The sequence below is a fragment of the Rhizobium sp. 01L419 genome (assembly GCF_056400025.1).
The window spans coordinates 389,089-402,338 of sequence record NZ_JBFTSM010000003.1 but is presented as its reverse complement, the minus strand read 5'-3'; the positions used below and the strand labels follow the sequence as shown (position 1 = coordinate 402,338).

General features: G+C 59.4%; 15 protein-coding genes and 1 tRNA gene. 1 reads left to right on the top strand and 15 read right to left on the bottom strand.

Annotated elements, in window-relative coordinates; translation table 11 throughout:
* Positions 1-2: 2 nt before the first annotated feature.
* The 14 genes from AC1DUP_RS09005 to AC1DUP_RS08940 all read right to left on the bottom strand — a co-directional run bounded on the left by AC1DUP_RS09005 (position 3) and on the right by AC1DUP_RS08940 (position 12,357).
* Positions 3-878, bottom strand: coding sequence for an NAD-dependent epimerase/dehydratase family protein (locus tag AC1DUP_RS09005; protein ID WP_477832463.1), 876 nt, complete (start codon positions 876-878; stop codon positions 3-5).
* Positions 875-1,606 (bottom strand): class I SAM-dependent methyltransferase, encoded by a 732-nt coding sequence (locus tag AC1DUP_RS09000; protein WP_113307250.1) that lies wholly within the window; start codon positions 1,604-1,606, stop codon positions 875-877. Before AC1DUP_RS09000 ends, AC1DUP_RS09005 begins: the two co-directional genes overlap by 4 nt.
* A 131-nt stretch (positions 1,607-1,737) precedes the next feature.
* Positions 1,738-2,895, bottom strand: coding sequence for a class I SAM-dependent methyltransferase (locus AC1DUP_RS08995; RefSeq protein ID WP_477832462.1), 1,158 nt, complete (start codon positions 2,893-2,895; stop codon positions 1,738-1,740).
* Complete coding sequence (locus AC1DUP_RS08990; RefSeq protein WP_477832461.1) at positions 2,892-3,752, bottom strand: phytanoyl-CoA dioxygenase family protein; 861 nt, start codon at positions 3,750-3,752, stop codon at positions 2,892-2,894. Before AC1DUP_RS08990 ends, AC1DUP_RS08995 begins: the two co-directional genes overlap by 4 nt.
* Positions 3,749-4,474, bottom strand: a complete 726-nt coding sequence (locus tag AC1DUP_RS08985; protein WP_113298207.1) for a WbqC family protein — start codon at positions 4,472-4,474, stop codon at positions 3,749-3,751. Before AC1DUP_RS08985 ends, AC1DUP_RS08990 begins: the two co-directional genes overlap by 4 nt.
* Positions 4,475-4,550: 76 nt before the next feature.
* A complete protein-coding gene (locus AC1DUP_RS08980) occupies positions 4,551-5,303 on the bottom strand; it encodes a cephalosporin hydroxylase family protein (protein WP_477832460.1) in 753 nt (250 codons plus the stop codon).
* 31 nt (positions 5,304-5,334) lie between these two features.
* On the bottom strand, positions 5,335-6,483 hold the full coding sequence (locus AC1DUP_RS08975; protein ID WP_477832459.1) for a DegT/DnrJ/EryC1/StrS family aminotransferase: 1,149 nt from the start codon (positions 6,481-6,483) through the stop codon (positions 5,335-5,337).
* A 117-nt stretch (positions 6,484-6,600) separates the two neighbouring features.
* Positions 6,601-7,845, bottom strand: a complete 1,245-nt coding sequence (locus tag AC1DUP_RS08970; protein ID WP_477832458.1) for a glycosyltransferase family 2 protein — start codon at positions 7,843-7,845, stop codon at positions 6,601-6,603.
* Positions 7,842-8,384 carry a dTDP-4-dehydrorhamnose 3,5-epimerase gene (rfbC, locus tag AC1DUP_RS08965; RefSeq protein ID WP_113298211.1) on the bottom strand — a complete coding sequence of 181 codons (543 nt, stop codon included), beginning with the start codon at positions 8,382-8,384 and terminating at the stop codon, positions 7,842-7,844. Before rfbC ends, AC1DUP_RS08970 begins: the two co-directional genes overlap by 4 nt.
* The gene (locus AC1DUP_RS08960; RefSeq protein ID WP_113298212.1) at positions 8,381-9,616 is read right to left on the bottom strand and encodes a class I SAM-dependent methyltransferase; all 1,236 of its coding nucleotides are present in this window, start codon (positions 9,614-9,616) and stop codon (positions 8,381-8,383) included. The genes rfbC and AC1DUP_RS08960 overlap by 4 nt, the downstream gene beginning before the upstream one ends.
* Positions 9,613-10,677: a CDP-glucose 4,6-dehydratase gene (gene rfbG / locus AC1DUP_RS08955; protein ID WP_477832568.1), complete on the bottom strand. Its 1,065-nt coding sequence runs from the start codon at positions 10,675-10,677 to the stop codon at positions 9,613-9,615. The genes AC1DUP_RS08960 and rfbG overlap by 4 nt, the downstream gene beginning before the upstream one ends.
* On the bottom strand, positions 10,668-11,441 hold the full coding sequence (gene rfbF / locus AC1DUP_RS08950) for a glucose-1-phosphate cytidylyltransferase (RefSeq protein WP_113298214.1): 774 nt from the start codon (positions 11,439-11,441) through the stop codon (positions 10,668-10,670). The genes rfbG and rfbF overlap by 10 nt, the downstream gene beginning before the upstream one ends.
* Before the next feature lie 320 nt (positions 11,442-11,761).
* Positions 11,762-11,935: a hypothetical protein gene (locus AC1DUP_RS08945; protein WP_477832457.1), complete on the bottom strand. Its 174-nt coding sequence runs from the start codon at positions 11,933-11,935 to the stop codon at positions 11,762-11,764.
* A gap of 335 nt (positions 11,936-12,270) precedes the next feature.
* A tRNA-Leu gene (locus tag AC1DUP_RS08940) sits at positions 12,271-12,357 on the bottom strand.
* 169 nt (positions 12,358-12,526) lie between these two features.
* Here AC1DUP_RS08940 and AC1DUP_RS08935 point away from each other — a divergent pair.
* Positions 12,527-12,934, top strand: a complete 408-nt coding sequence (locus AC1DUP_RS08935; protein ID WP_113307259.1) for a BA14K family protein — start codon at positions 12,527-12,529, stop codon at positions 12,932-12,934.
* A gap of 3 nt (positions 12,935-12,937) precedes the next feature.
* Here the strand turns inward: AC1DUP_RS08935 and AC1DUP_RS08930 are convergent, their stop codons facing one another.
* Entirely contained in the window at positions 12,938-13,231 is a 294-nt protein-coding gene (locus AC1DUP_RS08930; RefSeq protein ID WP_113298216.1) for a SelT/SelW/SelH family protein, read from the bottom strand.
* Between the last annotated feature and the right edge of the window lie 19 nt (positions 13,232-13,250).

Sequence of the window (13,250 nt, the reverse complement as noted above, 5' to 3'; positions counted from 1 at the left end):
CGTCACATTAGATCCATGGGGCCGAAGGCTTTCGCGGTCCCCGCATTCCGTATCATCTCAATGCCGTCTTTCATCGTGATCGAGGGCAACAAGTTCAGCTGGCTGAAAGCCTGTGCTCCATCGGGAAAGTTTATCTTACGGAACGGCGCTTTTTCCGGCGCGTCGATGACATTGCCGCCGAGACCGAACGTGTCGTAAGCGACCATAGCGATTTCATCCGATGTCATCGCTTCCGGATGGGAGATATTCAGTATGCCTCTAACCTCGGTATGACCGGCACGGATCATCAAGTCAGCGGCATCCCTGACATGAAGGAAGTTTCGGATGCCGAGCGACCGGGGCATGCGGATATTTTCGCCGCGCGAGGCATACGCGATGATCCGGCCGAACCATGGTTGATGGCTGCAGCAGCGTCCTTCCACATCGTAGATCTGCGGAAGGTGCAGGCTGCAAAACCGAAACCCATGTTTTTGCGCCGCCCAGGCAAGGATTTGTTCGGCGAGACCTTTGGTGAGGGCATAGGATGTGAAATTGCCCGGATCCGAAGTCTCGTCGGAAAAGGCGGAGCCTGCATAAACCAAAGCGCCGGCGCCGAGTCCCCTGACCAGCCCTGCGACATCGATCGCACTGGCCGTATTGATGTCGAAATTCTGTCTGTGTCCCTTGTCACCGTCGTCGGCAAAACTTGCTGCGCAGTGAAAGACGATATCGGCCGAGAGCCCTTCCGGCACCTTGGCCTCGGAGACACCGAGATCAAGGACGATATCGTCCGCAGCCGATCGTCCCGCCGTCAGTATCTTGATATCGAGCGCCCGCAGCCGCTCGATAATCTGGCTTCCCAGCATGGACCGCGGACCGATGACGACGGCTGTCGTCATGCCGCTTCGGCTTCCATCAGCAAAGCAACACAGAGATCGGGAAATTCGATGCCGACGCGCAGCATCGCTTCGAGATTTTCCTGGAAATCCGGCAGTGTCTGGAGAACACCGAGCGGAAGCGGCTTGAGATAGATGCCTTCCTGATGGGTCACCGAATACCCGTGGCGTTCCAAGTCCTGACGGAACGTATCGCGGCAATATTGCCTGCGGTGCCCAAGTGCCAGATCGTTCGCGTTCAGGCTGTAGATATCGTCGATCTTGCCGAGCTCGACCCCGAGTCTCCGGTTCATCGACTTCGCGTTCGGAACGGCGGCAAAGAGCTTGCCGCCCGGCTTCAGGAATTTTCTGAACCGCTCAAGAACCACGCCCGGATCTTCGACATGTTCGAGAACAAAGCCCATGACGATGACGTCGAAGCGTTCTTCCGTATCGAAGTCCTCGAAGTAGGAGAAGACAACCTCGCCGGAGAAGCCGGGGCTTTTCTCGTTGAAGAGATCGATGACGACCTGGGACCCTTCGATGATGACGTGGCGGTCGCAGGCAGCGTTGAAGATACCAGGCGTGTATCCATGCCCGATGCCCAATTCCAGCAGTGAACCGCAATGGCCGAAGCGCCTGATGATCCGCTCGGGATACCAGTTGAGGATGAGATCGTTCTCGATCGCCGTCGCACCGGTCGGACGATATTCTGACGTTACCGCATCGAGGTTTATGGCTGCTGCTGTCATTCTACAAATTCCTTCGAGTCGATGGTTCCTAAATGTACCAACATGGTGCCGTCGGCTCCGCAGTTGGCGATGACAATCGTCCGGCTCATGACCTTTTATAATGCCCTCTGGCTTGCCGGTGGCTGTGGACGCTAGCCGTCGATCCAGACGAGATTCAATCCGGGACGATGCAGGCTCGGCTGCTGTGCGATGGCAGCCCTCGCTTTAAGGGGATTGAGTCCAACAAAAACCACGTCAATGTCCTCGGCGAGGTTCGCTGGTGCTATGACCGGTTTGCCGAAATGTCGGGCACCCTGGAGGTTGGGATTCTGGTCGAGGAAGACGCTGAGATCGACATCGTTTTCGATCCGACTGCAGATCCAGCTTCCATAAAAGCCGGAGCCGTAAATTGCCGCGCGGCGACCGGCAAACTCTTTCGCTGCTTCGTCGAGACGGACGGCTGCTCGTTTCCAGAAAGCACAAATCTCCCTGGCCTTCTCGGTCGCCGTGGCGATCTCGGCCCTGTCCACGATCAGGGGAACAGAATCGTTGGCACGCTTCGCGACGACGAAGAATGCGCCGGGAAAAACCTCCCTGTCGATCGTATCGACGCTGAAGCCGGCAAGGCTGAAGGCACGTTTCAGCGATGGGATACTGAAATGGTTGAGGTGATCGGCAACCGCCATGTCGCCTGGATTGGCGACGACATCTGGCATCGACAGGAGAAGACGCCCCTCGGGGGCAAGGAGATCATGCAGGACCTTGAGAAAGGCGACCGGCTCGGGCACATGTTCGATGACGAAATGGCTCATGATCGCCTGGAAGCGACCGGCCCATTCGGCCGGTATCGTATAGGATGCCTGAGCTTCCGGGGCGACCCATCCCTGCCATGCAGACTTGTAGTCGGCGCTGACATCGAAGACGTGCGGCCGAAGATCTGGCCTTGCCTTGTGCATCTTACGCAAGGTCGTCGATTTCGCCGCGCCGTAGTCGAGGATCGCGGCGCCTTGCGGCAGGTCGAGCAGGCGCAGGCTCACGGCTGCCTGATGGTCGGTGCGGTAGATCGGCTGATTGTCTGCGCCGATCGCGAAAATCTGGTCGTGATCGTCCGACTCCATCGATATCTGGTAGGACGTATCATAGAAGGCCTCGATATCGGGCAGGTCGCCCGATTGCGCATGGCCGCATTCATCGCAAACGAAGGCGAGCGTCGGAATATCGACGAACGCCATGGTCGTTGTGAGCGCCGGCGCCGAAGCCTCGTATGCGGCTTCGGCGATATGCGACCCGCAGACGCGGCACGCTGTCATATGGCGTTCTCCCCATCGGTCACCAGTTCCGGCAGGATCTTGCTGAAATCGACACCAGCGGCGAAGGAACCGCACCAGCCGATGCGGACGCCGAGCGGTTCGGCAAAATTGAAATACCGGAACTGAATGCTCCACCGCGGCGTCTTCGAAACGTTATGCCCACCCTGGTGCATGGTCAGGAAGTCCATCAGAATGAGGTCGCCCGGTTCGGGAAGCGGTGCGACGACGTTATATTTCGCCAGCCGTTCGTCGACCCGGTCCATGAAAAGCGCGTAGGCGCCGGTTTTTCCGAGCCCCGCGTCATCGCGATAGACGGGGATCAGCCCCTCGGCATGGGAACCTTCGGCGATCTGTACCGGACCCATGTCCACCGTTACCGGCAACAGCGGCGTCCAGAAGACAATACCGTCGAGGCTTCGCAGCTGGCCCGGAAATTCCTGATGCCATTGCGCGCGGAATTTCTCTTCGCCGGGATTGTCGATGCGGATGCCGTAACCGCCGGCAGCGATGCCGGGAACGGAATCGGGCCGCAGTTTTTCGAAAACCGTCGTATTCTTCGCCTTGGTGACGAGCTGCATGAAGGCCGGAATCTGCTTCACCGCATCATAGACTTCGCCGCCCCACGAACGGTTCTGCGCGATGAGCTTCGGATAGGCGATCGTCATGGCCTCGAGCGTGGTTCCGGTCGGAGCATCGACGCCGTACTTCCTGCAGAGGGCTTCGATGATCTTCCGGATACCTTCCTGGATAGGAGCGATATCGGTCGCCGGATCGTAGAAACCGCGGATGACGAGATAGCCTTTACTGTCGAATTCAGCGCGCAGGTTGTCTTTGAACGTTGGGATTGCGTCGGTCATGATGTTACCGTTTCCTCCTTCAGGAAGTCTTGCCACGCCACGGTGGTCGGGATGAGACAGTGACGTGCCTCCGGACCCCTTCGGGCGATGAGATCGAGTACTGAAACATAAGGGGTGAACGAGCCTCCGGGCTGCGGCCAGGGGGTGCGGCTGTAGTCCATGTAGTCCACCTGCACGCCGGCTCGTTCAAAGGCCTTGTGATCCATATAATTCGCCGCGCCATGGCCCGTGAGATAGCGGGTGCCGCCGGCCTTTAGAACGATGTCGAGCACGCGCTGCCAGGAAGTGCCCTCGACGCCCATATTGCTGGTTCTTTCGACCGTCCGGTTCGCACCGATGCCGAGATACCGGGCTGGCTCCTCGATGCTGGCGATCAGCAGCTCCGGCAGGGAGGAATGGCTGTAGACGCTGTCGAAGATCGAAAGAGCATCGTCGATGAAGGGTGCGCCAAGCAGCGACTGACGCAGCAGCGCGCGATGGCTCGCCTTCCAGTCCTCGCCTGCCGCAGCGAGCTCGGAGATCTTCTGGAAGCTGCCTTTGCCGGCAAGTGGGATCGTCATCCAGCAGCGATCGTTGCCGCGCAGAAGCTGGATGCGATTGGTGAAGCTGCCTTTCGAAAACTGCGTATCGTCGAGATAGACATAGCTGTCGGCGATCATGAGCTGTTCGAAGAAGCCCGGCCAGGGAAACAGCATCGGTTGCGAAATGACGACGGCAGTCATGTTGCATGGTCTCCAGTCGCTGCTTGCACGGCATCGCGTCGCCGGTCATGCCAGGCCACATGGCCGTGGCGCTTAGTCATTTGCCGATGCACTTGAGATATCCTCCCGGCGAGCTGGAAAGCACCAGCTTAGAGTTCAGCGCCTCATCGGTCTCAAAACGGTCGGTCTCCTTGAGATAGGTATTCAGCGCCGCATAGGGCTCGTCGCCCGGATACCAGATCTTCGAACGCTTGGTCGGCGTCTGCGACATGTCTGCGCGACCGAGCACGGTATCGGCGACGACGATATACTGGCCCTGGGTGACCAGCGGGCCGTAGCAGCGCAGCTCCTCGAGAACGTGATCGCGGCCGTGGTCGCTGTCGAGAACGACCATGACGGAAGCGCCAGCCGGAATTTCGGCCCTGACCTTGGCAAGCGTCTCGGTCGTCGTCGATGGTCCCTCGATCAGCGTGATCAGCGGCGAGAGCGGATGTTTTTCAATGGAATCACGATTATGGGCGCGGATATCGATATCGACGCCGACCACCTTGCCCTTGCCGATCACCTTCAGCAGCGAAGCCATGAAGATCATTGAGCCGCCGCGCGCCACACCCGTTTCGATGATGACGTCAGGCTTGGTATTCCAGACCACTTCCTGGGTGGCCATCACGTCGGCCGGCATCTGGATGATCGGCACGCCCATCCAGGACCAGAGATAGGCATAGTCATACTTGTCGAGCACTATCAGCGTGTTCAGCGCGTGCTGGAAGGCATCTTCGTCCTTGCCGAGTGCAAGCGCCATTTCGCGCTTGTGGGCTTCGAATTCGAGGCGATCGTCCTTGGTGGTCATAAGTCTATGAAACCTTCTGTATATTATGCGCTCAGGCCGATTGGCGGAGGTGAACGGCGCTGTTGTCCTGATGGCTGCGGACGACCGAGATCAGCGTTTCTGCCACGCGGTCGATATCGGCCTCGCTCATGTCGTGGTAGCTCGGCAGGTTGATCGCTCGCTCCGGAATGCTCCAGGCGTTGATGTTGGCGGGCTTTTTTCCGAACATCGAAAGGCTGGAAAGCGGGTGGAAGAAGACGCGCGCATCGATATCTGCGGCTTCGAAGGCCTGCTGCAGCACTTCGCGGGTGATGCCGGTGGCAGGGTGGAAGACGGCTGTCGGCATCCAGGCGCCATTGATCGTGCCGGTATATTCCGGGTTCATGCTGATGCCGTTCAGGGTCGAGAGGCGCACCATATAGGCTGCCAGGATCTCCCGCTTGCGGGAGACGAGCTCCTCGATGCGCTCCAGTTGGGCGCAGCCGATCGCTGCCTGGATGTTCGACATCTTGTATTTGAAGCCGATCGCATCCGGCCAGAACTGCTTCTTCTGGCTGCGGGCGCGGCCGTGATTGCTGAGCGTCAGCACCTTTTCATAGAGATCGGTGTCGCTGGTCACGAACATGCCGCCTTCGCCCGTCGTCAGCGTCTTTGTGCCGTGGAAGGAGAAGGTGCCGAAAATGCCCATGGAGCCGGCGCGACGGCCGTGCCAGACGGAACCGATCGCCTCGGCTGCGTCTTCGATGACGGGGATGCCGGTGCGGCGGCTGATGTCGAGCAACGCATCCATGTCGCAGAGATTGCCATAGATATGGGTGGCGATGATGGCGCGCGTGCGCGGCGTAATCTGGCGCTCGACCTCCGCGGGGTCGATGCACCAGGTATCGGGCAGCACGTCGACGAAAACGGGCTCAGCGCCCAGATGCTTGATCGGCGCAACGGTTGCGATCCAGTTCGTGTCGGCGAGGATCACCTCGTCGCCGGCGCCGATGCCGAGCGCGGCAAGCCCCATATGCATCGCGCCGGTGCAGCTCGACGTCGCAATCGCGTGGCTGGTGCCGAGATAGGCAGAAAATTCCTTCTCGAAGCGGATGATATAGTCGTAGCAGCGGGCACCCCAGCCGTTCGCCGCAGCATCGGCTGCATAGCTCGTCTCAAGCTCGGTGATGGACGGTTTGGTGTAGAATATCCTGTTTGTCATGCCTTAATTCTTTTGTGATGGGGCTGAGACTCACGCAATCGGGGCACATTGAACTCTGTAAAAACTAGGGGGTGAAACTGGCGCGAGGCTTTGCAGCGTCGGACACAACTTCAGGCATCAGACGAGCACGTGCTGCGTCAGGTCGGTTTCGATGAAGATGAGGTTCGGCTTGTAGCCGAGCTTCAGGAAGTTCTCGCGCCTCGGCATGTCGGCGGCAAAGATCGCCGTCTTCTCCAGAAGCGCCGGATCATGCGTCTGCGGGTCGGCGACGATCTCGATCTCCGGCAACAAACCGATGTCACGCAACATTTCGCCGATCGATTTCGGATCGGCCATGCCGCTGAGGATGAGCCTGTTGATGCCGGCGGTCGCGTTGACCTGATAGGCGAGCGTCTGGATCGCCACCGCCATCGGGAAGTTGTGACGAAGCTGGGCCACTTCCGGATGCTCGCCGAGCCCGCCGAGCGCCATGCGGGTATAGAGCTCGTAGGCCTTGATGAAGTCCTTGCGCGCCACCCAGAAACGGACGGCAACCGACATGCGGTTCAGCGTGAAGATCTTGCACATCTCGTCATAGATGGCGCGCGCCTCGCGGCTGGTATTCAGCTTGCCGCGCTTGGCGGCGATATAGAGGAAATATTCGAGGCCACCGCGATACTTGTCCCAGGCGGTCATCACGTCGTCATTGCCGGCCTGCTGGCGCGTCGGCGCGATCTTGGAAACCGTCACCGAGCGATAGAAGGGCTCTTTAAGAAAGGTGACAGCACCCTGATCGACGAAATGCGCCAGATAGGCGAAGGCCCAGAAGCAGAAATCGCGCGGCACCCAGGCGGAGCGCAGGGCGGACGAGCGGTAAATGCCGATCTCGGGGAAGATGTGCCCGTTGTAGATGAACTGGAAGAGTTCCACGAAATTCTGCCGTGCGAACTTCGTGTTCTCGGCGATCTCGTAGAACTTCGAGACGTCCTTGTCCTGCACCTCGTCGTAGAAATACCAGGGTGCGTGGCAGGCGACGACATCGGGATTGGCGTCCAGATAGGCCATTGCTGCCTCGACGCCGGCAGGCACCAGAAAATCGTCATCGGCAAGGTAGATCGAATATTCGCCGACCGCGTGATGGAAGGCGCAGGCAAGATTCGGTCCCGAGCCGCCGTTGACGGCGCGGCGGTGATAATGGATCGGCAGTCCCTTGGCGATGAACTCCTCGACAACCTGGGTCGTATTGTCCGTCGAAGCATTGTCGGAAATGACGATCTCGTAGGGGAAGCTGAACTTGTAGCTCTCGCAATGCTCCAACGCGTTTCTGAGATAAGGTTCGCGATTGTAGGTCGGAATGCAGATGCTGAGTTTGATGCCGCTCAAAGGCTCGTCTCCTGGCTGTAGCTTTCAAGCGCGGCGTCGCGCTCGCTGATGACGCTCGGCATAAACGGCCAGGCGATGGAAAAGGCGGGATCGTCCCAGCGGACGCCGCGCGCGAGCTCCGGCACGTAGACTTCCGACATCTGGTAGAAGAGCTCGCAGTCGTCTTCGAGCGTCAGGAAGCCGTGTGCACATCCAGCGGGTATGTAGAAGGCGTTGTGGCTGGCCGCATCGAGCTCAACGGCGGCCCATTTCAGATAAGTCGGCGAATCTCGCCTCAGATCGAGCGCCACGTCGAACACCTTGCCGCGCGTGGCGCGCACCAGCTTGATCTCCGGCCGTGGCTCGGCCTGGTAGTGCATGCCACGCAAGGTACCGCGCTTGTGGTTCTGCGACACGTTGCACTGCGGATAAACAGGCACGAGACCGTGGTCGGCAAAGCTCTTGGCGTCGAAAGTCCGCGCAAACAGTCCGCGGTCGTCGGAACGCGCGTCGACCTCCACGACAAAAGCACCCGAAACCGCGGTCGGAACGAATTTCATCCGATCACCGTCAGTTCCGGCACGGCGACGGCGAAGCGTCCGCCCCAGGCCCCGACCCTGCTGTTGGCCGCCACGACTTCGTTCTTGATGTTCCATGGCAGGATCAGAATGTAGTCCGGCCGCGTCTCGTCCATCTTTTCCGGCGCGTAGATCGGCAGCTTGCTGCCCGGCAGGAAGTGGCCCTGCTTGTGCGGATTGCGGTCGACCACGTAGTCGATGAGGTCGGTGCCGACGCCGCAGAAATTCAGAAGCGTATTGCCCTTGGCGGCGGCGCCATAGGCAGCGACCTTCTTGCCGTCGCGCTTGGCTTCCGCTAGGAAGGCGAGCAACCCGTCCTTGATCGGTGCCACGCGGCTCTGGAACGCCTCGTAGGTTTCGACCTCGTCGAAGCCCGCAGCCGCCTCGTCGGCGCGCACCTTGGCGACGCCGGGGCCGGTCGGATGAGCGGTAGAGGCCGTCCTGCAGGCAAGCACGCGCAGGCTGCCGCCATGTGTCGGCAGTTCTTCCACGTCGAACACTTTCAGGCCGTGCGCCGCGAAGACCTTTTCGACTGCCAGCAGCGACAGGTAATAGAAATGCTCGTGATAGACCGTGTCGAACTGGATATTTTCGATCAGCCGCAGCAGATGCGGGAATTCGACGCTGACGACGCCATCGTGCTTCAGCACGCCTGAGAGCCCGCCGACGAAGTCGTTGATGTCCGGGACGTGGGCCAGCACGTTGTTGCCGATGACGATGTCGGCGGCCAGGCCGCGGGAGACGAGATCGGCCGCCGTTTCCTTGCCGAAGAAGCGCGCTTCCGTGGGCACGCCGATCTGCCGAGCCACTTCGGCCACGTTTTCGGCCGGCTCGATGCCGAGCACCGGCACGCCGGCCTCGACGAAATGCTTCAGCAGATAGCCGTCATTGCTCGCTACCTCGATAACCTGGGACTTCTCGCCGAGGCCGAAGCGCTTGCGGGCCATGATGGTGAACTGGCGGGCGTGCTCCACCCAGCTGTCGCTGTAGGAGGAGAAATAGGCGTAGTGACTGAAAATGTCTTCAGGCGGCACGAAGGCGTCGGCCTGCACCAGCCAGCAATCGGAGCAGACGAAGGCGCGCAGCGGATAGGACGGCTCCGGCTGCTTGAGCTGCTCTTCCGTCAGATAGGCGTTGGCGAGTGGCGTCGAGCCGAGATCGACGAAACGGTGCTGCAAGGGAGCGCCGCAGAACCGGCAATTATGCGCTGTCATGATATTGCTTCCTCATAGGCCGCGATCTGGCCGAGCGAGAAGGCGCGCATGTCGGCCCCTTCGCGGTTGGCCTTGTACCAGGCGGCGGTCCAGTCGATTGTCTGCTGAAGGCTCAGGCGCGGGCGCCAGCCGATGGCGGAAAATGCCAGGTCCGAGCTCAACGTGAGGGCAGGCGCCTCCGGCAGATGCGTTCCGGGTGCCTGCGCCCAGACGTCGTTGACACCATGGGCGAGGCCAAGTGCATCGGCGAGTTCACAGACGGTTGCGAAACTCTGCGGATCGGGGCCGAAATTGAGCGCCTCGGGCAGCTCCTTTTCATCCGAAAGCGTGAGTTCTTCGGCGAAGGCGAGATAACCGCCGAGCGGTTCCAGCACATGCTGCCAGGGACGGATGGCCTCGGGATACCGAAGCAGGATCGGCTGGTTGCTTTCAAAAGCGCGGATGAAATCCGGGATCAACCGATCTTTGGACCAGTCGCCGCCGCCAATGACATTGCCGGCGCGCACGGTAGCAACGCTGATATCGCGCCCCTTGAAGAAGCTGTCGCGGTAGCTCTGGACGACGAATTCGGTGCAGGCCTTGGAATTGGAGTAGGGGTCCTTGCCGCCGAGCGTATCGCTTTCGATAAAGGGAATGCCGCTGCCATTGTTGGCATAGACCTTGTCGGAGGTGACGACGAGAACCGTCCTGACGGAGGCAGTCTCGCGGACCGCGTCAAGGACGTTTGCTGTTCCCATCACATTGGTTGCGAAGGTCTCGCTCGGATTTTCATAGGAGCGCCGGACCAGCGCCTGTGCTGCCATGTGGATGACGATTTCGGGCTTGAAATCGACGAGGCGCTGCTTGAACGCCGTTACGTCGCGGATGTCGGCGATGTGGTGGCCTTGCCCGTTCCAGGGCGAAAGCCTCACATAGAGAGAGGGACTGGTCTCGGGTTCGAGCGAGACCGCCGCCACTTCCGCGCCGAGCTTTTCCAGCCACAGCGAAAGCCAGGATCCTTTGAACCCTGTATGTCCCGTCAGGAACACACGCCTTCCATTCCAGAAGTCCGTCAGGCCCATATCTTCCACGGCGCCTTTCCGGAGCTCCAGAGCTCTTCGAGCTGATTGCGTTCGCGCAACGTATCCATCGGCTGCCAGAAGCCGTCGTGACGGAAGGCCGCCAGTTGCTTGTTGGATGTCAGCCACTGCAACGGACCGGCTTCCCAGATCGTGTCGTCGCCTTCGATAAGGTCGATGACCGAAGGATCCAGCACGAAGAAGCCGCCGTTGATACGCTGACCGTCGCCCTTCGGCTTTTCGATGAAGGCGGTCACGACATCATTCTCGATATTCGTCGCCCCGAAGCGGCCCGGGGGTGTTACCGCACACATCGTTGCCTTCAGCCCATGGCTGCGGTGGAAGGCGATCTCCGAACTGATGTCGATATCGGCAACGCCGTCGCCATAGGTCAGGCAAAAGGGCTCGTCCGGATCCAGATGATCCCGGATCCGCCGGATACGGCCGCCCGTCATGGAGTTCATGCCGGTATCGACAATGGTCACCTTCCAGCTGGGCTTCGAGCCCTTGTGGTATTCGATCGCGTTGGTGGCGAGGTCGACGGTGATGTCGCTGTGATGCAGGAACAGGTTTACGAAATATTCCTTGAGCATATAGCCCTTGTAGCCGGCGCAGATGATGAAATCATTCAGGCCGTGATGGGCGTAGATGTTCATGATGTGCCAGAGGATCGGTTTTTCGCCGATCTCAACCAGAGGCTTAGGCCGCACGCTGGTCTCTTCGGCGAGGCGCGAACCCAGACCACCTGCCAGAATTACGACTTTCATCCCAAGCCAACTCCAAAGTGTCTGATAATATTCATTGCGGCCGGCGTGCGCCTGGCGAACATGTCCTGCATGCGGGCAACGATCTCCACGGAGCGTAACGGCAGTATCTTCATCGTGATGCCGGTATCCGATTTCGTTCTTGTGCGAGGCTTGCCTTAGCCCGCGCGAAAATGGCCAACAGCCGAACGGTTTCTGCCGCTCGGCTGCATAATTTGCCGGTAGTCTCTTGGAATTATTTGCTGTTTCGCAACGCCATACGTCGGCGCGGCAGGACTATGATTTTTGAGGAGTGAGAAAAGCGTCTGAAGGGAGCGAGGCGCTCAAAGAATCCGATCGATCTTATGCTGAATATGCAGATTGGGCATCAAGCCAGCCGTATGCGCGGCACGATAAGCGTTGCGCGCAGCATCGAAGGTCACGCCCCACATGATGGCGCTGAGCAGAAAAGTGATGATGTAGACCTGGATCCGCATACACGCATCGAAATGCGGCATATTGGCATTTATGTGGCGATGCTACGGTGCAAATTCGAATATGCCGGTGAATAAAAAGTGCGAAAAAATAAGTGTGCTCGCCGTCGCAATGTTGAGTTGGGCTAAAGGCTGCGACAACCATGGGCCTTGGTGAGAAAAACGAGCGAAGGTACGACAACGGCAGCGCAACTGCCGCGGAGCTTTCAGCATCAATCTACGGTTTCCGCAAACGGAATCCCGATGACGTTGGGTTGGCCGCCATTCCGAATACAATGATGAAACTTAACACACGCTGCGGTGAGCGAGATAACAGGAAGAACCTGTATCTGTTTGATCTCGTTGGAGATCAATGGGAATGGTGCCCAGAAGAGGACTCGAACCTCCACACCCTTTCGGGTACCAGCACCTGAAGCTGGCGCGTCTACCAATTCCGCCATCTGGGCGACGGAGAGCCATGTACGGGGGTGGCTCTTTGCTGTCAACAGGGTTTTTGAAGTTTTCCTGACAGTCTGTGAAAAAGCTTCATGAAGCCGTTGTCGCACCCGGCGGGTCAGTGGATGGCACGGCCTGCTATTCGCACTATATTAGGGGATATCCGCAAAGGAATGCACCATGTTCGACCTTCGCCACGCTTTTCTCGCAGGCCTGCTTATGGCGGTGCCGCTGGCTGAGGCCAACGCCGCTTCGCCGTCGCTTGGGCCTATCAATACGCAATCGACGATTTGTGATTATCGCGGTTGCTTCGGTTTCGGTCCGCAGCAGTGGCATCGCCCGGCCTATGTCCAGCCGAATTACCGCCCGCCGAATGCTGCCGGTCCGAAATATTATCAGCCGCCCGGCACTTTGCCGCCACGGTTGACCTATGACCCGCCACCGGTGCAACGGGTGCAGCCTTCGGCGAAAGATAGCAGTCGCCATGTGGAATGGTGCCGGAATGAATACCGGTCCTACAATCCGCGCACGGATCGCTTCGTGACGTACGAAGGTATCTACAAAACCTGCCGCTCGCCCTATCGCTGAGCCTCAGCTCTCCAGCGAAGCCCGATCTGTGTGGCCGAGATCGCGATCGGGCTCGATAATGTCGCGCACCCGCTGCTTGAGTTCCTTCGGGCCCGGAAAGCCGCCATCGCGTTTGCGCTCCCAGATCAGATCGCCGTTGACTCGGATTTCGAAATTGCCGCCGGTGCCGGGAATGAGCGCTACCTCGCCAAGACTGTCCGTAAAAGTCTGCAGCAGCTCCTGCGCCATCCAGCCGGCGCGCAGCAGCCAGTTGCATTGGGTGCAGTAGAGGATGGTCACGCGGGCTTTCTCGGTCATGGGAGGCTCCTTTTATTCA